18 protein-coding genes are annotated in these 23,960 nt (G+C 65.6%); 7 read left to right on the top strand and 11 right to left on the bottom strand.

Translation table 11 applies throughout. The annotated features are described in order from the left end of the window. Positions 1-5: 5 nt before the first annotated feature. The 5 genes from ACZ5V4_RS15995 to ACZ5V4_RS15975 all read right to left on the bottom strand — a co-directional run bounded on the left by ACZ5V4_RS15995 (position 6) and on the right by ACZ5V4_RS15975 (position 7,801). Positions 6-1,529, bottom strand: a complete 1,524-nt coding sequence (locus ACZ5V4_RS15995; RefSeq protein WP_464317843.1) for a glutamate synthase-related protein — start codon at positions 1,527-1,529, stop codon at positions 6-8. A gap of 550 nt (positions 1,530-2,079) precedes the next feature. After that, positions 2,080-2,595 carry a MarR family winged helix-turn-helix transcriptional regulator gene (locus ACZ5V4_RS15990; RefSeq protein WP_464315868.1) on the bottom strand — a complete coding sequence of 172 codons (516 nt, stop codon included), beginning with the start codon at positions 2,593-2,595 and terminating at the stop codon, positions 2,080-2,082. After that, positions 2,592-5,714, bottom strand: coding sequence for an efflux RND transporter permease subunit (locus ACZ5V4_RS15985; protein WP_464315867.1), 3,123 nt, complete (start codon positions 5,712-5,714; stop codon positions 2,592-2,594). Before ACZ5V4_RS15985 ends, ACZ5V4_RS15990 begins: the two co-directional genes overlap by 4 nt. Before the next feature lie 15 nt (positions 5,715-5,729). Beyond that, positions 5,730-6,938, bottom strand: coding sequence for an efflux RND transporter periplasmic adaptor subunit (locus ACZ5V4_RS15980; protein ID WP_464315866.1), 1,209 nt, complete (start codon positions 6,936-6,938; stop codon positions 5,730-5,732). A gap of 191 nt (positions 6,939-7,129) precedes the next feature. Next, positions 7,130-7,801 carry a DUF47 domain-containing protein gene (locus ACZ5V4_RS15975; protein WP_464315865.1) on the bottom strand — a complete coding sequence of 224 codons (672 nt, stop codon included), beginning with the start codon at positions 7,799-7,801 and terminating at the stop codon, positions 7,130-7,132. 209 nt (positions 7,802-8,010) lie between these two features. On the opposite strand from ACZ5V4_RS15975, the gene ACZ5V4_RS15970 reads away from it, so the two are divergent. The 4 genes from ACZ5V4_RS15970 (at position 8,011) to ACZ5V4_RS15955 (ending at position 12,025) form a co-directional block, all read left to right on the top strand. Next, entirely contained in the window at positions 8,011-9,567 is a 1,557-nt protein-coding gene (locus ACZ5V4_RS15970) for a PAS domain-containing sensor histidine kinase (protein WP_464315864.1), read from the top strand. Further along, a complete protein-coding gene (locus tag ACZ5V4_RS15965; RefSeq protein ID WP_464315863.1) occupies positions 9,564-10,973 on the top strand; it encodes a sigma-54-dependent transcriptional regulator in 1,410 nt (469 codons plus the stop codon). The genes ACZ5V4_RS15970 and ACZ5V4_RS15965 overlap by 4 nt, the downstream gene beginning before the upstream one ends. Positions 10,974-11,121: 148 nt before the next feature. Beyond that, positions 11,122-11,547, top strand: a complete 426-nt coding sequence (locus tag ACZ5V4_RS15960; RefSeq protein ID WP_464315862.1) for a VOC family protein — start codon at positions 11,122-11,124, stop codon at positions 11,545-11,547. 28 nt (positions 11,548-11,575) lie between these two features. Then, complete coding sequence (locus ACZ5V4_RS15955) at positions 11,576-12,025, top strand: SRPBCC family protein (RefSeq protein ID WP_464315861.1); 450 nt, start codon at positions 11,576-11,578, stop codon at positions 12,023-12,025. A gap of 91 nt (positions 12,026-12,116) precedes the next feature. On the opposite strand, the gene ACZ5V4_RS15950 is transcribed toward ACZ5V4_RS15955, so the two are convergent. The 6 genes from ACZ5V4_RS15950 to sqr all read right to left on the bottom strand — a co-directional run bounded on the left by ACZ5V4_RS15950 (position 12,117) and on the right by sqr (position 20,191). After that, the gene (locus tag ACZ5V4_RS15950; protein WP_464315860.1) at positions 12,117-14,408 is read right to left on the bottom strand and encodes a PAS domain-containing sensor histidine kinase; all 2,292 of its coding nucleotides are present in this window, start codon (positions 14,406-14,408) and stop codon (positions 12,117-12,119) included. Between the two features lie 19 nt (positions 14,409-14,427). Beyond that, positions 14,428-16,341: an ATP-binding response regulator gene (locus ACZ5V4_RS15945; protein WP_464315859.1), complete on the bottom strand. Its 1,914-nt coding sequence runs from the start codon at positions 16,339-16,341 to the stop codon at positions 14,428-14,430. A 494-nt stretch (positions 16,342-16,835) separates the two neighbouring features. After that, positions 16,836-17,702: a hypothetical protein gene (locus ACZ5V4_RS15940; RefSeq protein ID WP_464315858.1), complete on the bottom strand. Its 867-nt coding sequence runs from the start codon at positions 17,700-17,702 to the stop codon at positions 16,836-16,838. Between the two features lie 199 nt (positions 17,703-17,901). After that, positions 17,902-18,258 (bottom strand): response regulator, encoded by a 357-nt coding sequence (locus tag ACZ5V4_RS15935; RefSeq protein WP_464315857.1) that lies wholly within the window; start codon positions 18,256-18,258, stop codon positions 17,902-17,904. A gap of 38 nt (positions 18,259-18,296) precedes the next feature. Next, entirely contained in the window at positions 18,297-18,944 is a 648-nt protein-coding gene (locus ACZ5V4_RS15930) for a helical membrane plugin domain-containing protein (protein WP_464315856.1), read from the bottom strand. An 11-nt stretch (positions 18,945-18,955) separates the two neighbouring features. Further along, a complete protein-coding gene (sqr, locus tag ACZ5V4_RS15925; protein WP_464315855.1) occupies positions 18,956-20,191 on the bottom strand; it encodes a type III sulfide quinone reductase, selenoprotein subtype in 1,236 nt (411 codons plus the stop codon). Positions 20,192-20,664: 473 nt separating this feature from the next. On the opposite strand from sqr, the gene ACZ5V4_RS15920 reads away from it, so the two are divergent. From ACZ5V4_RS15920 to nuoE, 3 genes are read left to right on the top strand one after another with little or no spacing between them, the layout of a single operon-like run. After that, positions 20,665-21,075, top strand: a complete 411-nt coding sequence (locus ACZ5V4_RS15920) for an NADH-quinone oxidoreductase subunit A (protein ID WP_464315854.1) — start codon at positions 20,665-20,667, stop codon at positions 21,073-21,075. Beyond that, positions 21,072-23,450 (top strand): NADH-quinone oxidoreductase subunit B/C/D, encoded by a 2,379-nt coding sequence (locus tag ACZ5V4_RS15915; protein WP_464315853.1) that lies wholly within the window; start codon positions 21,072-21,074, stop codon positions 23,448-23,450. The genes ACZ5V4_RS15920 and ACZ5V4_RS15915 overlap by 4 nt, the downstream gene beginning before the upstream one ends. A gap of 15 nt (positions 23,451-23,465) precedes the next feature. Then, on the top strand, positions 23,466-23,960 hold the full coding sequence (gene nuoE / locus ACZ5V4_RS15910; RefSeq protein WP_464315852.1) for an NADH-quinone oxidoreductase subunit NuoE: 495 nt from the start codon (positions 23,466-23,468) through the stop codon (positions 23,958-23,960).

Here is a 23,960-nt window from a genome sequence, read left to right as displayed (position 1 = left end):
GCTCGTTACCTCCCGGCGGCCTTGACGCCCAGGGTGTCCAGCTCGACCTGGTTCAGGCCCACGGCGCGCAGCTTGTCGCGGTTGCCGCGCAGGCTCTCGATGGAGTTGAGGCCCATGCCGCCAAGCATCTCCTCGATCTCGTGCGCCCAGGCCTTCATCAGGTTGGCCATCTTCTTGGCGGCGATATCGGGGTTCTGGCGCTTGGCCAGGTAGGGGTCGTTGGTGGCGATGCCCCAGGGGCACTTGCCGGTGTAGCAGCGCGCGCAGAGCGTGCAGCCCACGGAGAGAAGCGCCGCCGTGGCGATGTAGACCGCGTCCGCGCCCAGGGCGATGGCCTTGACCACGTCGGCCGAGCAGCGGGTGCCGCCGGCCACCACCACGGAGGCCTGGCTGCGGATGCCCTCGTCGCGCAGGCGCTGGTCCACGGAGGCCAAGGCCAGCTCGATGGGGATGCCCACGTTGTCGCGGATCATGGCCGGGGCCGCGCCCGTGCCGCCGCGCATGCCGTCGATGGTCACGATGTCCGCGCCGGCGCGCACCACGCCCGAGGCGATGGCGGCCACGTTGTGCACGGCCGCGATCTTCACGGACACGGGGGCCTTGTAGTCGCTGGCCTCCTTGAGGGCGTAGATGAGCTGGTGCAGGTCCTCGATGGAGTAGATGTCGTGGTGCGGCGCGGGGGAGATGGCGTCGGAGCCGATGGGCACCATGCGCGTCTCGGAGACCTTGGCGTTGATCTTCTCGCCCGGGAGGTGGCCGCCGATGCCGGGCTTGGCGCCCTGGCCGATCTTGATCTCGATGGCCGCGCCCGCGTTCAGGTAGTCGCGGTGGACGCCGAAGCGGCCGGAAGCCACCTGCACGATGGTGTTGGCCCCGTACTTGTACAGCGAGGGGTGCAGGCCGCCTTCACCGGTGTTGTAGTAGGTGCCCACTTCGGTGGCGGCGCGGGCCATGGCCACGTGCAGGTTGAAGTTGATGGACCCGAAGCTCATGGCCGAGAACATGATCGGGATGTCGAGCTTGATGTTGGGCTTGAGGTCCGTCTTCAGCCTCGGGCCCTCGGGAGTCTCCTCGAACTGGAGCTCCGTGGGCTTGGAGCCCAGGTAAGTGCGCAGCTCCATGGGCTCGCGCAGCGGGTCGATGGAGGGGTTGGTGACCTGGCTGGCGTCCAGGAGCAGCTTGTCCCAGTACACCGGTATGTCCACCGGCGACCCCATGCCCGCCAGAAGCACGCCCCCGGAATCGGCCTGCTTGTAGATGTTCTTGATGAACACCGGCCGCCACAGGGCGTTGGGTTTGAAGTTCGAGGGCTTCTCCTGGATGAGCAGCGCCTGGGTGGGGCACAGGGCCTCGCAGCGGTGGCAGCCGATGCACTTGGTGTTGTCGTGCCGCACGCACTGGCGGGCCTCATCCCAGAAGTGGACGCCGTAGGAGCACTGACGCACGCAGACCTGGCAGTTGATGCAGGCGTCCTTGTCCCGGACGACGTAGAAGTCGTGGTAGTTCTTGTTTATGGGGGCGAAGGCCAAGACGGTCACCTCTTTGGGTCGTTTTGGAGGGGTACGGCGGGCGCCGCTGGTTCGGTGCCCCGGCCCGCTCCCCCTTCGAACTGCGGGCCGAGTGTGCCCACGCGGCATGGGTGGCCTGGGCAATTTTGAAGCGGGAAGGGGAGAATGTGTATAATCGGAGAATTCGTCAAGAGGGGAAAAATGAAGCAAAGTAGCCGCTAAACCAAGGCCAGTCAACGAAATCCGGCGTTTTTCGCGGCTTCGGAGGAATTTACATTATGGAAACTTTTTTTCACGCCGTTCCGCTGTGCGTACCAATGTTGTCGCGTACGGGAAACTCTCGCCGCAAGCGGGACCCCACGCCAATCGGTGGCCCGTGCGGGTTTCCCAAAGCCCGGTGGCGACGTGGCGGAGCGTTTGTTTCTTTTTTGTCACACACGGCACAATACAATACCCCTACAGTATGAAAAATATCTGCCCTCCCTTCCCTCCGCGCCGCTGGGGACGCAAAAAGGCCCCTCCCCGGCTGACCGGAGAGGGGCCTCGAGTATGTTTCCGGCCCGCGAGGGCCTCACGCCACGGACTTGCCGCCCGCCTTGCCAGCCCTGCCGTGGCCCTCGCCGCCCTGGAGCCTGCCCAGGTGGTCGCGCACCTTGAGCAGCACCCTGTGCGCCAGGCGGATGTCCTCCTCCGGCAGATCGCGCAGGATCTCCTTCTCGATGCCCACGGCCGTGCGCACGAGTTCCTCGATCACCGGGGTGGCCATGTCGGTCAGGATCACGTGCTTCATCCTGCGGTCGCCGGGCACCAGCTCGCGCCTGACCCAGCCCGTGGCCTCCAGCTTGTCCAGAAGCCTGACCAGGGTGGGGCCTTCGACGAAGATGGCCTCGGCCAGCTCGCGCTGGGTCAGGGGCCTGGTGTTGCAGGCCAGGGCGCCGATGACCCTGAGCGTGGCGCGAGAGAGCCCGAGCGGCTTGAAGCGTTCGTCCATGCGCGCCCTGAAGGCCTTGGACACCTCGCTCACCGTGAGCGCGAAGCCCTCGGCCCCGTCCCTGACCACGGGCGGGATCGGCCTCTTGGCGGTCATTGCCGTGCCCTGCCGCTACGCTTGATCATCTGTGCGGCCCCCATGATCAGCTTAAAAAACAGCGGGATGAAGAACGGGGCGAGCAGCGTGGCCCCGAGCATGCCCCCGATGACGCCCGTGCCGATGGCGTGGCGGCTGTTGGCGCCCGCGCCCGTGCTGATGGCCAGGGGCACGCAGCCCAGCACGAAGGCCAGGGAGGTCATGACGATGGGCCGGAAGCGCAGCCTGGCCGCCTCGGCCGCGGCCTCGCCCAGGGAGAGGCCCTCCTTGAAGCGCACGGCAGCGAACTCCACGATGAGGATGGCGTTCTTCGCCGCCAGGCCGATCAGGGTCACCAGCGCCACCTGGAAGTAGATGTCGTTGGAGAGCCCCCTGGCCCACGTGGCCAGGATAGCGCCGAACACGGCGAACGGCACGGAGAGCACCACCGCCACGGGCAGCGACCACTTCTCGTACTGCGCGGCCAGGATCAGAAAGACCATGACGATGCCCAGCGAGAACACCAGCCACGAAGAGCCCCCGGCGGCCTTCTCCTGGTAGGAGGAGCCCGACCAGGCCAGGCTGTACTCCTGGGGCAGCACCTCGGCCGCCACCTGCTCCATGGCCGTCATGGCCTGGCCCGAGCTGTAGCCCGGGGCGGGCGAGCCCATGACCTTGGCCGCCGGGAACACGTTGAAGCGCTCCATGACCTCCGGGCCGCTGGACTGGGCGACTTTGACCAGGGCGGGCAGCGGGATCATCTCGCCGTTGTCCGAGCGCACGTACACGTCGCGCAGGGCCTCGGGCCTGTCGCGGTACTCGGCCTCGGACTGAAGCGTGACCCGGAAGGTGCGGCCGTACTTATTGAAGTCGTTGACGTAGTAGGCCCCGAACGTGGACTGCATCACCTCGAAGACGCTGGAGACGCTCACGCCGTGGGCCTTGGCTTTGTCGCGGTCCAGTTCCACGTGCAGCTGGGGCACGTCCGCGCCGAAGGTGGTGGAGACGCGCGTGAGCTCGGGGCGCTTGGCCGCCGCGGCCAGGAGCTTGGAGGTCATGGCCGCCAGGTCCTTGCTGTCGCCCTCGCCCCGGTTCTGCACGTAGGCCTCGAAGCCGCCGGTGGTGCTCATGCCGCTGATGGGCGGCGGGTTGAAGGCCAGCACGAGCCCGGAAGGCAGGGTCATGCCGAAGCCGAAGATGCGCTTGACCAGGTCGAAGGAGCTAAGCCCCGGCGCGTTGCGCTCGTCCCAGGGCTTGAGCGTGATGAAGGACGTGCCGTAGTTGGAGCGCTGCGCGCCGGTGAGGGCGTCGTAGCCCGCGAAGGTCGCCGCGTCGGCCACGGCCGGGTCCTTGAGCGTCATGGCGTCAACGGCGGCCGTGATCTCCCGGCTGCGCGCCAGCGAGGCGCCGTCGGGCAGGATGGTGGCCGCGATGACGAAGCCCTGGTCCTCGTCCGGGAGCATGGAGGCCGGGACCAGCTTGAAGAACCACAGGGTGGCCAGGCACAAGAGCCCGAAGAGCCCAAGGCCAACCAGCGGCTTGGCCATGAGGAAGCGCACGCCCGAGACGTAGCCGTTGGTCACGCCGTCGAACCAGTCGTTGAAGTGGCGGAAGAAGCCGCGCGGGGCGTGGTGCAGTTCGGGCAGCAGGATGGCGCACAGCGAGGGCGTGAGCGTGAGCGCCACGATGCCCGAGATGACCACCGAGACCGCGATGGTGATGGCGAACTGCTTGTAGAGCTCGCCCGTGAGCCCGCCCATGAACGCCACGGGCACGAACACGGCGCAGAGCACCAGCACGATGGCGATGATCGGCCCGGTCACCTCCTCCATTGCCTTGGCCGTGGCCAGGGGCGGAGGCAGGCCCTCGGAGCGCATTATTCGCTCCACGTTCTCGAGCACCACGATGGCGTCGTCCACCACGATGCCGATGGCCAGGACCATGCCGAAGAGCGTGAGCGTGTTGATCGAGAACCCGAGCGCGTACATGCCCGCGAACGTGCCCACGATGGACACGGGCACTGCGAGGAACGGTATGAGCGTGGCCCGGAAGTTCTGCAGGAACAGGTAGACCACCAGAAACACCAGGAGCATGGCCTCGCCCAGGGTCTTGACGACCTCGTGGATGGAGACGCGCACGAACTTGGTGGTGTCGTAGGGGATGGAGTAGCCGATGCCCGCCGGGAAGCGCACGGAGAGCTCGTCCATCTTGGCCTTCACGGCCTCGGCCGTGGCCAGGGCGTTGGCCCCGGGGGCCAGGAACACGCCCATGGGCACGGTGGGCTTGCCGCTGCGCTTTCCGGAGAAGTTGTAGTCGCGCGCGCCGAGCTCCACGCGGGCCACGTCCTTGAGCCTGAGCGAGGACCCGTCCGGCTCGGAGCGCAGGATGATGTTCTCGAACTCCTCCACCGTGGTCAGCCTGCCCTTGGTGGTGACCATGTAGTTGATGTCCACGCGCTGGGCCGTGGGCTCCTGGCCGATGCGCCCGGCCGCGTACTGGGCGTTCTGCTCGCGCACGGACGCGGCCACGTCGCCGGGGGTCAGCTTGAGCTGGGCCAGCTTGTCGGGCCGAAGCCAGATGCGCATGGAGTAGTCCTGGTTGCCGAAGATCACGGCGTCGCCCACTCCGGGCAGGCGGCGCAGCTCGTCGAGCACGTTCACCAGGGCGTAGTTGCTGATGAACACCGTGTCGTAGCGGCCCTCCTGGGAGTCCATGGTCAGGACCTGCAGGAAGTTCGAGGACTTCTTGCTCACGGTCACGCCCTGGCGGCGCACCTCCTCGGGCAGCATGGTCAGGCCGGACTGCACGCGGTTGTTCACGTTGATGGTGGCCTGGTCCGGGTCGGTGCCCACGGCGAAGACCACGGAGATGGAGATGGAGCCGTCGCCCGCGCTGGTGGAGCGCATGTAGAGCATGCGGTCCACGCCGTTGATCTGCTGCTCCAGGGGGGCGGCCACGGTCTGGGCGATGACCTCGGGGCTCGCGCCCGGGTAGGTGGCGCGCACCTGCACCTCGGGCGGGATGATGTTGGGGTACTGCGAGATGGGCAGCGAGTTCATGGCCACGAGCCCCGCCAGGACGATGACCAGCGAGAGCACCGTGGAGAAGATGGGGCGGTTCAGGAAAAAGCGCGCGAGCATGCTTTCACTCCCCGCCTAGCCGGCCTGGCCGGGAGCGGCCTGGGGCTTGGCCGCCGGGGCGGCGGGCTGTCCGGCGTCGCGCGGGTTCACCGTCGCGCCGGGGCGGACCTTGATCACGCCCTCGACCACCACGCGCTCTCCGGGGGCCACGCCGCCCTCGAGCAGGTAGTCGTTGCCGATCGTGGCGCCAAGCGTCACGGGCCTGGGCTCCACCACGTTCTGGGCGTTGACCACCCAGACCATGGGGCCCTGCTGCGTGCGCAGCACCGAGCCCTGGGGCACGGTCATGGCCTTCTTGAGCACCGCGCCCTCCAGCCTGGCGCGCACGAACTGGCCGGGCAAAAGCCCGCCGTTCGGGTTGGGCACCTCGGCGCGCGCCTTGACCACGCCGGTCTGCGTGTCCACCTGGGTGTCCATGAAGTTCACCCGGCCCGGGTGGGGGTAGCGCGTGCCGTCGGAGAGGATCAGCACGACATCGAAGTCGTCGCCCTTCACGAAGGCCACCCTGCCCTCGGCGCGGTCCTTGCGGAACTTCATGGACTCGGCCCCGGGGATGGAGAAGTTGACGTACACCGGGTCGATGCGGTTGATGGTGGTCAGAAGGCTCGAATCGGCCGTGGCGCTGACCAGGCTGCCCTCGGAGCGGGTCTCCTTGCTGGTGACGCCGGAAATGGGGGCCTCCACGCGTGTGTAGCCCAGGTTGATGCCCGCCTCGCGCACCTTGGCCTGGGCCGTGCGCACCTCGGCCGAGGCGGCCTCGAACTCGGTCTGGGCGTCGTCGATGTCCTTCTGGCTGATCACGTCGGCCTGGCGCAGCTTGCGCATGCGCTCAAGGTCGCGCTTGGCCCGCGCGAGCCTGGCCTCGGACTGGCCCTGGGCTCCCTTGGCCTGCTCCAGGGCGGCCTTGAAGGGCTCGGGGTCGATCTCGAAGAGCAGGTCGCCCTGGCGCACGCGCGCGCCCTCCTCGTAGGCCCGGCGCAGCAGGATGCCGCCCACGCGGGCGCGCACCTGCACCTCGCGCGAGCCGGAAACCTGGGCCACGTACTCCAGGTCCAGGGGCAGGTCCGACGGGTTGAGCGTCTTCACCACCACCTCCGCCGGGGGCATGGCCCCGGGCGTCTGGCCGGAGCTTTCCTTGCCGCACCCGGCGGCGAACGAGACGGACAAAAGGGCCACCAGGGGCAAAAACAGTCGGCGTGCCCGCACGCCAGCGAAACGGGCCATGGTTCACATCCTCCGGAAGGGCTGAGGGAAACTAAGAGTTCAAACCGATAGGCGGCATTCAATTAGCTAGCTATCTATTTTCGGGCAAAGGTCAAGGGGATACGTAGGGAGGCGAAACAAAAAGTTCCGCGGCGCGGAAAAGCCGCGCCCGGCGCACGGACCCGGGAGGGACGCCGGGGACGGGGAAGGGCCTATCTGGCCATCATGGCGCGCAGAACGTCCGCCGCGCCCTCGGCCTCGTGGCTCATGACGTGCAGCTGCTCCACGAACTTCACGAACTGGTAGACGTCGCGGAAGCCGGACTCGGCCTCGAAGGCCTCCTTCACCAGCCTGCGCTTGGCCTTGGTGGCCCGGTGGTGCTGGAGGCGCAGCTCGTGGATGGTCTCCTTCACGGCCGCGCGGTCCTCGCCCTCGCCGTAGATGAGGCCCATGGTCGCCTCCAGGCAGACCTTCAGGAGCTCCACCGTGCGGCAGGCCTCGCGGGCCAGGCCGCGCGCGCCCGTGACCAGCTCCGCCGGAAGCTCGGCCGGGCGCATGCCCAGCCAGTTGAGGGCCTCCTGGGCCGCGTCCAGGATGTTGTCCTGGCTGCGCGTGTAGTTGAGGAAAAGGGTCTTGTCGACCTCCATGAACACGTCGCGCGGCAGGTGGTTGCGGATGCGCCGCTTGATCTTGTCCGCCTGGCCCTCGAGGGTGTCTATCTCCACGTGCAAGGCCTGGAAGGCCGCGCCCACGCCCGAGGCGGCGTATTCCTTGAGGGCCGCCTCCACCACCATGACGCCCTTGGCCACGGGGTCGTAGTGTTCGAGCAGGCCCGGCAGGCATTTGCGGCCGGTAAGGCGGATCATCAGCTTGGGAAGCAACATGCGCGGACTCCTTCGGCGGGGACGGCCCCTTCACAGCCATCATTATTGGATAACAACCGCCTTAGCAAGAAGCCCGCCCTCCCCTTGCCACATGATTGTGATTTTTTTAACGTCGCCTTGCCAAGACCAAGCGGAGAATATAGGAGCAATCCACACCGGTCCGGGCTGATTTTTCGTCCACCGCCCAGGGCCGGAAACGGACCCGCCACATGTACGCCACGCTCCCAGAACCCCAGGCATCCGCGCTGGACGCCCTCTACGGCGGCCTGCCCATGGCCGTGGCCGTGGCCGGGCCGGACCACGCCCTGCTCTACGCCAACGGCGTGTTCTTCACCCTCACGGAGTGCACCCCCGCCGACCTGGCCTTCATGAACTTCGAGGACGTGTGCAGCGTCTTCTGCCTGGGCATCTGCGACTCCGTGGCGGAGTTTCTCGGATCCCCGGGCGTCTGGCGCGACGCGGACAAGCCCGTGGCCATGGCCGACGGCAGCCTGGCCTGGGTGCGCGTGCGCGTGGACGGCGTGGACCTGCCGGGCGTGGGGGCCTGCTTCAGGCTGATGGTGGACAACGTCACGCGCTACAAGGTGGCCATGGAAGGGCTCTTGAACCGCAAGAACCTCTACCAGTCCATCGTGGAGACCAGGCCGGACCTCATCTGCTGCTTTTTGCCCGACTGGAGCCTGACCTACGCCAACGCGGCCAGCGCGCGCTTCTTCGGCCTGGAGCGCGACGCCGTGGTGGGCGAGGATTTCCTCTGGATGCTGCCCCCCGAGGTGCGCGACCGCTTCGCCCAGGCCGTGACCTCCATCACCATGGACCACCCCATGGCGGAACTGGAGTACGAGGCCCCGCGCTCGGACCCGGCCGACCCTCCCCTGTGGATGCGCTGGATCGTCCAGGGGTTCTTCTACAAGACCGGCCACATCAAGGATTACCAGGCGACCGGCCTGGACGTGACCGGCCAGAAGGTCACGGAGTCGCAGGTGATGCACGCCGACCGGCTGGTGTCCCTCGGCACGCTGGTCTCGGAAGTGGCCCACGAGATCAGCAACCCGAACAATTTCATCATGCTGAACGCCCCCCTGGTGCTGGACCTCTGGCGGGCGGTGGTCCCGGGGCTCGAGCGTCTGGCGAAGGAGGAGGGCTCCGAAAGCCTGGGCGGCATCCCCCTGGCGGACGTGACCCTGCACGTGCCCCAACTGCTCACCGGGATCATCGAGGGCTCGGTGCGCATCCGCGACTTCGTGCGCGAGCTCAAGAACTTCGCCCGGCACGACCTGGAGGGCGGCTTCGAGATGCTCTCGGTCAACGACGTGGTCCAGTCCGCGGTGCTGCTCATGAGCAAGACCATCGGCCTGCACACCAGCCGCTTCTCCGTGCGCTACGGCGCGGGCCTGCCCCTGGTGCGCGGACGCAGGCAGCGCCTCGAGCAGATAGTGGTCAACCTGGTGCAGAACTCCTGCCACGCGCTCGAAGGCCCGCACCAGGGCATCGAGATCGAGACCCTGCACGACGCCAAGGACGGCAGCGTGCGCATGGTCGTGCGCGACCAGGGCGTGGGCATCCGCCCCGAGGACCTGGAGCGCGTCACCGAGCCCTTCTACTCCACCAAGCGCGAGCAGGGCGGCACGGGGCTCGGGCTTTCCATCTCGCTCTCCATCGCGCGCGAGCACGGCGGGCGGCTCATCATCGAGTCCGAGCCCGGCAAGGGCGCGACGGCCACCGTGGCCCTGCCCGCCGCCGTGCAGGAGGAGGCCCTGCAATGAGCCGGCTCACCCCCCCGGACCCGATCCTTTTGGTGGACGACGAGGAGCAGGCCCTCCAGAGCTACGACCTGAACCTGCGCTACTCGGGGCTCACCAACACCATCCGCTGCTCCGACCCGCGCGAGGTGAAGGACATCCTGCGCCGCGTGCGCGTCTCGCTGGTCATGCTCGACCTGTGCATGCCGCACATGGGCGGCGAGGACGTGCTCGGCTTCATCAAGAGCGAGCACCCGGACGTGCCCGTGATCGTGGTCACCGGGTTCAACGAGGTGGAGACCGCCGTGCGCTGCATGCGCGCGGGCTCGGTGGACTACCTGGTGAAGCCCGTGGACCGCGCGCACCTGCTCTCGGCCGTGCGCCACGCCCTGGAGGCCGGGCGGCCCAAGTCCCCCGCCTCCCAGCCCGCCGAAACGCAGGCCCCGGCGGCGGAGAGCGCCACGGCGCGCATCGTCACGGGCAACGCGGCCATGAAGTCCGTGCTGGCCTACACGCAGGCCGTGGCGGGCTCCGACGAGCCGGTGCTGGTCTTCGGCGAGACGGGCGTGGGCAAGGAGATGATCGCCAGGGCCATCCACGAGGCCAGCGCCCGCCCGGGCAAGTTCGTGGGCGTGAACGTCGCGGGCCTGGACGACGCCATGTTCTCCGACACCCTCTTCGGCCACAAGAAGGGCGCGTTCACCGGGGCCAACATCGGCAGGCGCGGGCTCATCGAGGAGGCCGCCGGAGGAACCCTGTTCCTGGACGAGATCGGGGATTTGGCCAAGGCCTCGCAGCTCAAGCTCCTGCGCCTGATCCAGGAGCGCGAATACTACCCCCTGGGCTCGGACACGCTCAAGCCCATGGAGGCGCGCGTGGTGGTGGCCACCAACCAGCCGCTGGAGGAGTTGATCGAGGAGGGACGCTTCCGGCGCGACCTGTTCTTCCGCCTGCGCACCCACTACGTGTCCATCCCGCCGCTCAGGGAGCGCAAGGACGACCTGCCCCTGCTCACGCGGCACTTCATATCCAAGGCCGCCGAGCGGCTGGGCAAGCCCGTGCCCGAGGAGCCCGCCGAACTGGCCGGGCTCCTGCACGCCCACGCCTACCCGGGCAACGTGCGCGAGCTCGAGGCCATGCTCTTCAACGCCGTGGCCCTGTGCGAGGGCCACGCGCTGCCCCTGGAGCCGGTGCGGGCGTGGATCGGCTCGGTGCTGGCCCAGGCCGGGCCGGAGCTCTTCCCGGCGGTGCTCACGGGAGCCGGGGACGCGGGCGGGATGCCCACGCTCAAGCAGGCCGAGGAGCGCGTGATCGCCGAGGCGCTCCGGCGCGCGAACGGCAGCCAGAGCGCGGCCGCCAGGATGCTCGGCATCACCCGCCAGGCCTTGAACCGCAGGCTCCTCTCCAAGGAGCGCAAGTCGCGCGGCTGAACGGCTCTCTCCCCTCGCCCGTCCCTTTCCCGCTTGACAGCCCTCCCCTGGCGGCGCTAGCCGTCCATGATCGGAAACCTCCCGCGCGCCCGGGTTGCCTCCGCGAGCCTTCGCGCCCAGGCGTGCGAGCCCCCAAGGAGCCCCCTCCATGGTCAAGAACATTTTCGTGAACCTGCCCGTGAAGGACCTGGAGAAGTCGAAAGCGTTCTTCTCGAGCCTCGGCTTCTCCTTCGACCCGCGCTTCACCGACGAGAACGCCGCCTGCCTGGTGCTGGGCGAGAACATCTACGCCATGCTGCTCACGGAACCGTTCTTCAGGACCTTCACCAGGAAGGATCTCTGCGACGCCGCCCGCTGCACCGAGGTGCTCATCGCCATCGACGCCCAAAGCCGGGCCGAGGTGGACGCCCTGGTGCGCAAGGCCCTCGCGGCCGGGGGCACGCTCTACGTGGACAAGCCCCAGGATTACGGCTGGATGTACGGCCACGGCTTCGCCGACCTGGACGGCCACCAGTGGGAGGTGCTGTACATGGACGAATCCGCCATCCCCGAAAAAACTTCAAGCGAGGCGTGAGGAAACCGCCTTGCGGGAGGACGTGAAAATGAGTGGACTTTCCGTGAAGAAATCGGTCCAGATGCGCGCCTCGGCGCGCAGGGTATGGGAGGTGCTGCTGGGCGAGGACTACACCAGCGTCTGGCTTGGGGAGTTCAGCCCGGGCTCGCGCGCGGTGACGGACTGGCAACCAGGCTCCAAGGCGCACTTCGTGGACGCCGAGGGCTGCGGCTTGGTGAGCGAGATCACGGCCAACGAGCCCTTCATGCGCATATCCATGACCCACAAGGGCGTGCTCGCGGATGGCCGCGAGGAATTCGAGAGCGAGGACGCCAAAAGCTGGAACGGGCGCGTCGAGACCTACGTGCTGACCGAAAACGCGGGCGTGACCACCCTGGACATCGAGCAGGAGTTGCCCGAGGCCTACGAGGAGTCGATCTCCTCCATGTGGGACAAGGCCCTGGCGAAAATCAAGGAGCTCGCCGAGCAAGGGAGCTAGCCGCCCTTAGGCGCGGCCCGTCCAAGGCGGGCGCTGCCGCCGGGAGGACACGGCCTGTTCAGGCCAGACAGGCGGACGCTCCGCTCTCCCGCTACTCCCCGCCCCCGGCGCGTTCGCCGGCCACGGGCAGGCGGATGAAGAAGCTCGCGCCGCCGTCCTCGTTGTTCACAACGTTGATGGTGCCGCCGTACTCCTTGACGATGCCGTAGCTGATGGAGAGCCCGAGCCCGGTGCCCTTGCCCACCTGCTTGGTGGTGAAGAACGGCTCGAAGATGCGGTCCATGACGTGGGCCGGGATGCCCGTGCCCGTGTCGGAGATGCGCACGGTGACGAAGTCGCGGTTGTGCATGGTCTTGATGGTGATGCGCCTCGGCGTGCCCTCGCCTTCCTTGGCCGCGCGGTCCTCGATGGCGTCGCGGGCGTTCAGCAGGAAGTTGATGAACACCTGCTCCATGCGGTTGGGCTCGCAGCGCGCCGGGGGCAGCTTGTCGTCGAGCTCCCAGGCCACCTCGATGCCCCGGAGCGACAGCTGCTGGCTGAAGAAATCCGTGGAGCGCGTGATCACTCCGTTCAAGTCCACGGCTTCGGGGTGGAGTTCAGCCATGCGCCCGAACTCGCGCATGTGCCCGATGATCTTGGTGGCGCGCTCCACCTGCTGGGCCACCAGCTCGGTCACGCGCTTGAGCAGCGCCTCGGGGGGCAGCTCGCCCCGCGAGATGCTTCGCTTGATCAGGTCGATGCTGGTCTGGATCACGGAGAGCGGCTGGTTGATCTCGTGGGCCACGCCCGTGGCCATCTCGCCGAGCGTGGCCATCTTGCTGGCCTGGATGAGCTGCTGCTCGGTCTCCAGGCGCTTGGAGATGTCGCTGACGATGACTAGGTAGACCTTGCGGTTGTTGTATTCCGAGGGCGAAGTGTTGATGGAGACGTAGAACTCGCGCCCGGCGCTGTCGATGTGCCGGGCCTGGTCCACGTCGCGGCCCTCCTCGAGGGCCTGGACGTAGGCGTCCTTGTCCACGTCCGCGAAGAGTTCCAGGAAGCTCATGCCCGTGAGGTCCGCCTTGGCCCGGCCGTAGAGGTCGGCCGCGCCCCGGTTGCAGTCGCGGATGGAGAGGTCGGCCTGGTCCAGCACGAAGACGGCGCTCGGGATGTTGTTGAAGATATCCACGTACTTGCGCTCGGAGCGCTTCAGCTCGCCCTCCAGTTCCTTGCGCTCGGTGATGTCCAGGCACATCTCCATGGCCGCCACCAGCCTGCCCTCGGAGTCGTAGATGGGGGCCGTGTTCACGATCCAGTGCGCGCGCGACCCGTCGCGGTAGCAGCCGCTCTCCTCGGTGGTGTGGAAGCGCCCGGTGTTGAAGGTCTTCTCCACGGGGCAGTCCGGGCACTTGGAGTCACGGTTCTTGTAGGCCTTGAAGCAGTACTCGCCCACGCGAGCGTTGAAGCGCTCCTCGAAGGTGCGGTTGAAGCGCAGGAGCCTGAAGTCGCGGTCCTGCACGGTGATGACGCAGGGCACGCCCTCGAAGAGGTCCTGGTAGAGGTTCTTTTGCAGCGTGAGCTGGGTGTTCTTGGCCGTCAGGTCCACGCCCATCTGCTGGATGGCGTCGGAGAGCTGGCCGATCTCGTCGGAGGAGCCCTTGGGCCGGGGCGCGACGGGCCTGCCCTGGGCGATGTCGCGCGCGTCGCGGATGATCCTGTTGATCGGGCGCTTGACCAGCAGGAAGAAGAGCACGGCCAGGGTGGCGAAGGTCACCACGAACTGGATGAAGGCCAGGTAGAGCGTGTGCTGCCTGCTCTCGCTGATGATCTCCTCGGCCCCCTCCAGCGAGAAGGCCAGGTCCAAAACGCCCAGGATCTTCTCGGACGCCGTGTGGAAGTGGCAGCCCGAGGCCGAGGAGCAGCCCTGCTCGTTCAGGATCGGGCTCACGATCCTGAGCACGCGCTCGCCGTTCTCCTGGGCGTCGCGGTAGATGGCCTCGGAGCGCGCGGGCCGGAGCTTGGGCACAAGGTACTGGTGGCAGACCTGGCAGAGCGGGTCCCCGCGCGAGACGAGCTTCAGGGCGTTGTCCGGGTTGCTGGCGAACATCACCTGGCCGTTCTTGTTCAGGATGCGGATGTCCCGTATTTCCTTGAGCTTGCTGTAGTTGTTGACGATCTGCTGGATGTCCTCGCGGGAGTTGAGCATCATGGCGTAGTGCAGCCCGAGCTTCACGGTGCTGCACACGCGGTCCGCGCCGGTGATCAGGCTCTCGGCCGTGGAGTCCTGCTGGTAGCGCAGGTGGTAGAACGACCAGAGGAAGATGCTGGCGAACAGGATGAAGGCCACCGGAAAGATGATCTTGAGGATCAGCCTGCTGCGAAGCGCCTCGATGAATGCCTTCATGCCTTTTTCCGCCCGCCGCCTACTGGCGCTTCCTGGGGATGCTCACGGTTATCACGGTGCCCTCGCCCGGCTCCGAGGCCACGTCGATGGCCCCGCCGTGGCGCTCCACCACCTGGTTGGAGATGAAGAGCCCCAGGCCCGTGCCGCGCGAGCCCTTGGAGGAGAAGAACAGGGTGAACATCTTCTCGCGCGTCTCCTGGTCCATGCCCATGCCGTCGTCGCGCACCTCGAAGCGCACGGTGGAGACGTCGGCCTCCACCTTGAGGGTCACGGCGTGCGCGGGCTTGTCCGTGTCCTCGGCGCAGGCGTCCACGGCGTTCTCCAGGAAGTTCACCAGCGCGGCGGACATGGCCGTCTCGTCCATGCCCATCTCGCCCAGGTCCGCCTGCGCCTCCAGCTTGAAGGACACGCCGCGCTGCGCAGCCTTGGGCTCGATGATGGCCGCCAGGTCCTGGGCGAAGGCGTTCAGGTCCACCTGGGCGAGCTCGGCCTCGCGGGACTTGGCGTAATAGAGGATGTCCAGGACCATCTTGCGGATGCGCGCGATCTTGTCCTTGACGATGGACCAGCCCTCGCGCAGCCGGTCCGGGTCGTCCTTGCGGAAGCCCGCCTCCACCTTGTAGACGCCGCCGTCCAGCGAGGTGAGCAGCCCCTTCACGCCGTGGGACATGGACCCGAGCATGAGCCCAAGCGAGGCCAGGTGGTCCTGGAGCTCGCGGATCTGGGTGATGTCGGTGGAGATCTCCATGACCTGCTCGATGCGGCCCTCTTCGTCGTGCACGGGCGCGGTCTGGATGAGCACCACGCGGCGCTTGCCGTCCTTGGTGGTCACGGCGGTCTCCCACTGGTGGGACTGGCCGTCCTCGAAGGTCAGCGAGATGGGGCACTCCTGGCAGGGGTCCTCGCGGTGGGCGAAGGCGGCGTAGCACTTGCCGCCCCGGCACTCGCCGAAGTCCTGGCGGAAGCGGCGGTTGGCCTCCACGATGGTGTGGTCCGCGTCCACCACCTCGATGTAGCAGGGCACGGCGTCGAAGAGGCGGTGGTACTTCTCGCGCGCCGAGCGCAGCTCCTCCTGGAGCCTCTGCACCTCGGTGACGTCCACGCTCATCTCGATGACCAGCTCCACCTGGCCGTCCTTGGAGAAGATGGGCGCGGTGTGCACGATCACGGGCACCTCGCGGCCGTCCTTGTCCACCAGGGTCTCGCGGCTGCGCTGGCCCTTGCCGTACTCGATGGTCTTGGCCACGGGGCAGGCGTTGCCGCTGCCGTGGCGGCCGGAATAGACCTCCCAGGAGTTCTTGCCCACCATGAGCCCCAGGCGCTCGCCGTAGAGCTGGTTCACGGCCACCACTTCCAGGTAGCGGTTGTGGATGGAGATGAAGCACGGCAGCTCGTTGAAGTAGCCCATGCCCTCGTCGCAGGCCTCGGCCAGGCAGCGCATGGCCGTGGAGAGCCCCTCCACCACCTGGCCCACGGCCAGCTGGCGCTCCAGCTCCACGAGCTTGGCGGACTTCTCCTTGACGATGCGCTCCAGATTCTGGGTGTGCTCGCGCAGTTGGCGGCGCATGGAGACCTTCTCGGCAGCGCGCTTGAGCGCGTTGACCAGAAGCTCGTCGCGGATGGGCTTGGTGATGAAGTCCATGGCCTCGAACTGGAGGCTCTTCACGGCCAGGTCCATGTCCCCGTGGCCGGAGATCATGATCACCTCCACGTCCGGGGCGGCCTGCTTGATGCGCCTGAGCAGTTCGATGCCGTCCATGCCGGGCATCTTGATGTCGGTGAGCACGATGGAGGGTTTGAAGACCTCAAGCGCCTCCAGGGCCTCCTCGCCGTTGGCGGCGGCGTGCACGTCGTAGCCCAGGTCCGCTATGGAAAGCCCGAGGATCTCGCGGATGGCGTCCTCGTCGTCAACCAAAAGCACCTTCTCGGCCATTCGTCGCTCCTTTCACGGACGCGGCCCCCCCGGGCCGCACCCCCCACACGCCCGGACCATACCCCGAGGGGAGCGAAGCGGCAACCATGCTTTCGGAAAGCCGAGCGTGGCGGTCGTGAAAGCGCGAAAACGCGGTTTTCCCGAAGGAAAACCGCGTTTTGGGACGCATTGCCCCGGGTTCGGGACGCCCGGACCGCCTCCGGCGAGCCCGCGCGGCCCACCGAAGAAGCGCGCCCGGCCCCGCCCGGCGGGCCGGAGGGCTCCAGACCACGGCGGCCGCCGTAGAGGTGGCGCAGGCTTTTGATCTCGATGACGTTTTCTTGCATTCGGCGTCCCTTGGGGAGGATAATGAGCGCGCCCGGCGGGCGGCCCAGTGATGCCGACAATCGATTTCAAAAGACTGGGCAACGCGGGTGTGACTGGATGAGAAGGACAGAGTTGAAGTCCAAGAAGAAATTTACAATGCCGAATCAAAATCCAAGCGAAGAAAAACCTTATTCAACGGCCCTTGGCAACAGCACAACGGCCGATGGAAGCGAGACTTCGATCTGGTTGACAATAGCGCCGAGAAAATGGCTCAGTCCTCGCACATCAGCGCCAGACAATATGACCTCGTCACCATCTATGCTTTTTCCCGCACGATGCACAATATCGTTTCTAACTTCTACGTAGCCATCCATAATATTTTTATCGTATTTAACGCAAATATTACAGTATCTTTCAAACTTTTGAAACGCACGATCTGAACGGTGCCAAACTTCTTTACCCAAAATGTCCTGTACAGCCTCGACCTCCTGCTCAAGCGTCACATTCAAATGTGACACATTATTGTGTTCATTTCGCTTAGAAGGTTTTTTCACATATTCAGCAAGGGCAACTCTATCATTAATCACAATATAAGCAAATGACTCGGCAAGATACGCCTCATAAACACTGAATATAAACGCATATAGCATATTATTCAAAACACAACGAGCATTCTCATCAATCTCGAGTGACAGAATCTCATGAACGTCGTTAATTGATGCCGTATAATTCCGAATTTGCCTCATTGGACGAAACAAAGACTTTTCATACCTTGCAGAATAGTCCCCATTGATAATAGAAAAATCACAAAGATGTGACATAGACTCACAAAATGACACTACACAGTTCAAAACATCAGAACCAACACAATTTCCAAACTCTATCTCAATTACATCTCTAATCGAAAACTCCAAACCATCGGGGTCTTCACTTTCACCGCCAGCAGAGAAACCAACTCGAAAGTATCTACTCCCAAACCAGTCCTTTATATATTCAATCTGCTCGTCCTTCCCGAGTCCGTCCAATCTTGGGCACCCATCTGTATTGATTTCCATCGCGCCCTCCGCAGATCAGTGATTCGAGACTTTGCAATAATACCCCAAAACAAACAGCATTAAAAGTCAAACTACGGCCAAAACCCACGACAATAATCGACTTCATATGCCCAATACGCGAAGGCGCGGGCTCCCTTTCGGAAGCCCGCGCCTTGCGTAAACCCCGGCCGGTTTCCCGGCCGGACGTGGAGGGACTTGATCAGCCTTCGATCATTTCCTTGACCATCTTGAGGGTCTTCTCGGTGTCCACGGGCTTGGTCAGCACGGGGACGTTCTTGGTCAGGACCGGCGGGCGGGGGCCGACGCCGGAGATCACGATAACCGGGATCTCGGCCAGCATGGGCTCCTGGCGCAGCTTGACGTAGAACAGGGTGCCGCCGCGGGCGGGCATGTCCATGTCCAGGGTGATGAGGTCCGGCTTGTGGACCTGGGCCATCTCGAGACCTTCGACGCCGTTCTTGGCGCCGACGGTTTCATAGCCCGCCTCTTCAAAGACGTCCTTGAGATACGAGATGATCTCGGGATCGTCGTCGATGATGAGGATCTTCTTGGCCATAATTACCTCGCGTTTTCGCGGCCAGGCCGCATTAGTAGTTACTTAAGCTTGCCCAGCGCCTTGACCATCTGCATGGCCACGCCGATGCCGTCCTTCACCTCGGAGTCGGACAGAGCGCCCACCACGCCGAACATGCCCACGGGCTTGGCGCCTTCGAGGTCGATGTTGGCGGGCAGATCGGTGAGCTTCTCCAGAAGTTCGAGCATCTTGGGATCGCTCATCTTCTTGAGCAGGCCGATCAGGGCCACGAAGCTGTCGCCCATGGCCTCGATGTCCTCGGGGCCGTAGTGCTGGGCGATCTTGCCGCGCACCTCGAGCATGGCCTCGTAGGTGCGGAATACGCCCTTCTGTTCCAGTTCGCCCAGCTTGCGCACGGTCTGGTGCAGGGCGGACTTCATCATCGGCTCCATGGTGTGCCACATGTCGATGATGGTTTCGAGCGACTCCAGGGCCCAGGTCAGGTTCTTCACGTTGGTGAGGAACTTCTTCACCAGGGGGAGCAGGTCCTCCAACTGGAAGTTGTCCTCGACGTCCTTGAATTCCTTGATCAGGGCGTAGAGAGCCTGCTTCATGATCGGGTTCAGATCCCTGACCAGATCATCCATCGGCTCCCTGGCCTCGCGCATCACAGCCAGCTCGGCCTCTATCGCGCCGAGTTTTTCGAGAATGAGGTCCTCTTTGTTCATGTTCACCACTCCTAGAAGCCGCCGGGGCGCTTCTTGCCGGCCATGAACATCTGAGGTTCGAGGGGCAGGTCCTTACCCTTGAGCATGAGGTTGAAGTAGACCCACTTGAACATCATCTTGCCCCAGTAGTTCATGTAGGATTCTTCGAGCAGGGCGAAGGGTCCGATGCCGGGGAACGGATACTTGCCCGGCAGGGGCTCGACCTTGTAGTTGAAGTCGATCAGCGCGGCCTTCTCGTAGCCGGTGACGATGAAGCAGTTGGAGTGGCCGTCGAACTCGGGGCGGGGAGCCAGGCCCTCGATGTCGCGGTGCAGGTTCTCCACCAGCACGTCGGCCTCGAAGTGGGTCACGGACCCGGCCTTGGAGGTCGGCACGTTGGTGGCGTCGCCCAGGATGTACATGTTCTCGTAGTCGGGCGACTTCAGGGTGTAGTGGTCGGTCTTCATGTAGCCCATGGGGTCGCCGATCTCGGAGTCGATGATCACCTGCGCGCCGAAGTTGGGCGGGATGGCCACCAGCAGGTCGAACTCGGTCTCGTCGCCGCGCATGGACTCGAGCACGCCGCGCTCGGCGTCCACGGACGCGATCTCGAAGTTGGGCACGATCTTGATGTTCTTCTCTTCGCAGATCTTGCCCAGGGCGGCGGCGGCCACGGGCTTGGTGAACGCGCCGGTGAGGGGCGTGACCAGCTCGATCTCGATGTTGTGGCGGGTGCCCTCGGTCATGAAGAACCAGTCGGCCAGGAAGAGGAATTCCAGCGGCGCGACCGGGCACTTGATGGGCATCTCGGCGATGTTCAGCACGAGCTTGCCCTTCTCGAAGCGCTGGAGCGTGTGGAAGAGGTCCACCGCGCCGTTGGGGGTGTAGAAGTCGTGGATGTTCTTCTTCCAGCCGTCCATCATGCCTTCGATCTCGTCGGGCACGATGCGGCAGCCGGTGGCGACCACGATCCAGTCGTACTCGTGCTTGCCGTTGGTGGTGGTGACGACCTTGCCCACCGGGTCGATGGCGGTGATCTCTTCGTTCACGAAATCAACACCGCTGGGGATGAAGCTGGACAGAGGGCGGATGCAGTCCTTGATGTCGTAAATGCCGAAGGGAACGAACAGCCAGCCGGGCTGGTAGTGGTTCACCGTACCGCGTTCGATGATGGTGATCTTCCACTCTTTCTCGTCCAGTTTCTGGCGCATCTTGTTGGCGATTATGCAACCGCCGGCGCCGGCGCCAAGGATAAGAAGCTTTTTCATGTCCTGACATCTCCTCTGGGTTAAATAGAAACCTAGGTTCCACGTTCCCCCGAGCGTCCCCGGGGAGTCCCCAATCCACGTGATTTCTCCTTGAGCAGGGGCCGTGCCAAAGTCGATTGTCAGCATCTTATCTTTTTATTTCAGTACATTGGAGACGATAGGAACGAGAGTTGCGCACACCCGCCCCTGCAACGGATGTTGACGACGTGCGCGGGCGCCGCCGGGGAGCGCCCCGGCTGCGGGCGGGCGAACGGACGCGCAACAATTGTTGACGCGGCAACATCTTTTGCTGGACCGGCGGGAGGATGGGCCTGCCGGACGCGGGCGCGGGCGCCCGAAGGCGAGGCGGACCCGTCAAACGGTTCTTTTCCTTTACTCTCTCCGCCCAAATGGGCTATAGGGGTGGCATCCTTGCTTCCACTTTAGGCTTTCACCGCCGGAGCCCGGGCCGTACCCCACAAGGAATGAACAGCATGACGCCCATCGACGCCGCTACCTCAGCCGCCCTCTCCCCGTGGGAGCCGGGCGGGCTGGCACTCACGGTCTTCGCCCTGGTCACGGGGGCGATCATGGTCGTGCTCCTGATCCTCACGCGCCTGGTCAACCCGCCCAGGCGCGGCACGGAAAAGGAGCGCCCCTACGAGTGCGGCGTGATCCCCACGCCCGAGCCCGCCTTCCGCTATCCCGCCCCGTTCGCGCTGGTGGCCATGGCCTTCCTGGTCTTCGACGTGGAGACGGCCTTCATCTACACGTGGGCGGTCTCCTTCGAGAAGCTGACCTGGGCGGGGCTCGCGGGCATCTCGGTGTTCATCGGCGTCCTGCTTCTTAGCCTCTGGTACCTCTGGCTCAAGGGAGGGCTCCAATGGGGCGGGGCCTCGAAATGACGGCGCATCCCGGGGCGCACGGCTCGCCCAACACGGTGGAGCTGGCCGTGGACTGGTGCCGGGCCAACAGCCTGTGGCCCTTCTTCTTCGGCCTCTCCTGCTGCTTCGTGGAGGAGGCCACGGCCTTCACCTCGCGCTACGACATCGCCCGCTTCGGCTCCGAGGTGTTCCGGGGCTCGCCGCGCCAGTCGGACGTGCTCATCGTCTCGGGCACGATATTCAAGAAAGTCGCGCCCGTGGTGCTCAGGCTCTACGAGCAGATGGCCGAGCCCCGCTGGGTTATCTCCATGGGCTCGTGCTCCAACACGGGCGGCATGTACGACGTGTACTCGGTGGTCCAGGGCGTGGACCAGATCCTGCCCGTGGACGTCTACGTCCCGGGCTGCCCGCCCAGGCCCGAGGCGCTTCTGCACGGGCTCATGGAACTGCAGAAGAAGATCAAGACCGAGCGCCCCCTGCGCCCCATCCTGGGCCTGCGCGGCGGCCACCAGGGCGGCAGGACCGACCACCTCGTGGAGGGCGTGAGCAAGACCATGGACACGCGCGGGCCCGGCTTCTCCGGAAGCGCCGTGCGCGGCGCGGCGGCCACGCCCCCGGATTTCGCGGGAAACCGCTCGCGCCTGATGTGGACCCCGCCCGCCGCGCGCATCGAGATCTCGCAAAAGGAGCGCACCCTGGCGGAGGACCTCAGGGAGCGCTTCGGCCCCGAGGTCGAGTCCGTGGAGCCCGCCTCGGACATGCCCACCCTGCGCGTGCCCCGGGAAAAGGCCCGGGAGCTGCTGGCGTACCTGAAAAACAAGCCCCGCTCGCCCTTCAAGCGCCTGGAGGACCTGACCGCCATCGACGAGTCCGCCAGGCAGGCGAAACAGGGCTACCCGGATTTCCACCTGGTCTACACGCTGCTCAGCTTCCGCGACGCCTCCCGCCTGAGAGTTAAAGTTCCGCTCGAAGGAAGCGAGCCCCAGGCCGACAGCGTCACCGGCGTGTGGCCCAGCGCCCAGTGGTACGAGCGCGAGGTGCGCGAGATGTTCGGCGTGGGCTTTGCGGGCCTGGACGATACCCGGCCCCTGATCCTGCCGCCCAATTGGCCGGGGCACCCGCTGCGCAAGTCCCACGTGCGCCGCTCGACCCAGATGCCGCCCTTCACCCCGGGCGACCTGCCCGGCCTGGAGCCCGTGGACGCGGCCCAGATACTCGGCCATCCCCTGGACGAGGAGGAGATGCTCCTCAACTTCGGGCCGCACCACTACGGCACCCACGGCGTGATGCGCTACGTGCTGGCCCTGCACGGCGAGACCATCCGCAAGATGGACATCGAGATCGGCTACCACCACCGTGGCGTGGAGAAGATCGCCGAACATCAAAGCTGGCACCAGTTCATCCCCTACACCGACCGCGTGGACTACCTCTCGGGCGTGGCCAACAACCTCTCCTACGTCACGGCCGTGGAGAAGCTGGCGGGGATTCGCGTGCCGGACAGGGCCTGGTACATCCGGGTGATGCTCTGCGAGTTCTTCAGGCTCTCGAACCACCTGCTCTTCTACGGCACCATGGTCCAGGACCTGGGCCAGATGAGCGCCATCTTCTACAGCTTCCGCGAGCGCGAGATGGTCCTGGACATCATCGAGACCATCACCGGCGGCAGGCTGCACCCCTCCTGGTTCAGGATCGGCGGCGTGGCCCAGGACCTGCCCGAGGGCTGGCTGGAGAAGGTGGAGCACTTCATCAAGGTGTTCCCGGCGCGCATCAAGGAGTACGAGGCGCTTTTCCGGCGAAACCCCATCTTCGAGGCCCGCACCAGGGGCGTGGCCCCGCTCTCGCGCGAGGACGCCATGGAATGGGGCGTCACCGGGGCCAACCTGCGCGCCTGCGGCGTGGACTGGGACCTGCGCAAGAAGATCCCCTACGGCCCCTACGAAACCTTCGACTTCGACGTGCCCACGGGAACGCGCGGCGACTGCCACGACCGCTACACCGTGCGCATGGAGGAGATGCGCCAGAGCCTGCGCATCATCGAGCAGGCCGTGCGCGACATGCCCCCGGGCCCCCACGTCTGCCAGGACTTCCGCTACTGCGTGCCGGACAAGGCGCGCACGCTCAAAGACATCGAGAGCCTGATCCACCACTTCGTGAACACCACGCGCGGCCCCACGGTGCCCAGGGGCGAGGCCTACCACGCCACCGAGGCCCCGCGCGGCGAGCAGGGCTACTACGTGGTCTCGGACGGGCTCTCCTCGCCCTACCGGCTGCACATCCGCTCCCCGGGCTACGCCAACGTGCAGGCCGTGCGGCACTTCGTGCCCGGCCACACCATCCCGGACCTGGTGGCCACCCTGGCCTCGCTCGACTACATCCTGCCGGACATCGACAGGTAAGGAGACACGCCGCCCATGCTTCCGGACGAACTGGACCAGACCCTGCGCGAGATGATCGCCCACACGGACCACCCCAGGGAGATGGCCGTGGACGTTCTCTACGCGCTGCAGAACCACTACGGTTACCTCTGCGAGGCGGCCGTGGAGGAGGCCGCCCGGCGGCTTAACATGACCCCCATGGAGGTGGACGAACTGGCCACCTTCTACGACTTCTTCTACCGCGAGCCCGTGGGCCGCTACGTGATCCACGTCTGCGACGGGGTGGTCTGCTGGATGCACCGCGCCGAGGGCGTGTTCCGCCACCTCCAGGACGTCCTCGGCATCGCCCTGGGCCAGACCACGGCGGACGGCATGTTCTCCATCCTGCCCACGGCCTGCATCGGCGACTGCCAGAACGCCCCGGGCATGCTCGTCAACGGCAAGTATTACGGCAATCTCACCAACGAAAAGATCGACGAGATCCTCGCCCGCCTGCGTGAGCACGGCGAGGAGATCGTGGTGTGCAGGTGA

The sequence above is a fragment of the Fundidesulfovibrio sp. YSD1 genome (assembly GCF_055397115.1).
This window is presented reverse-complemented; position numbering and strand designations above follow the sequence as displayed.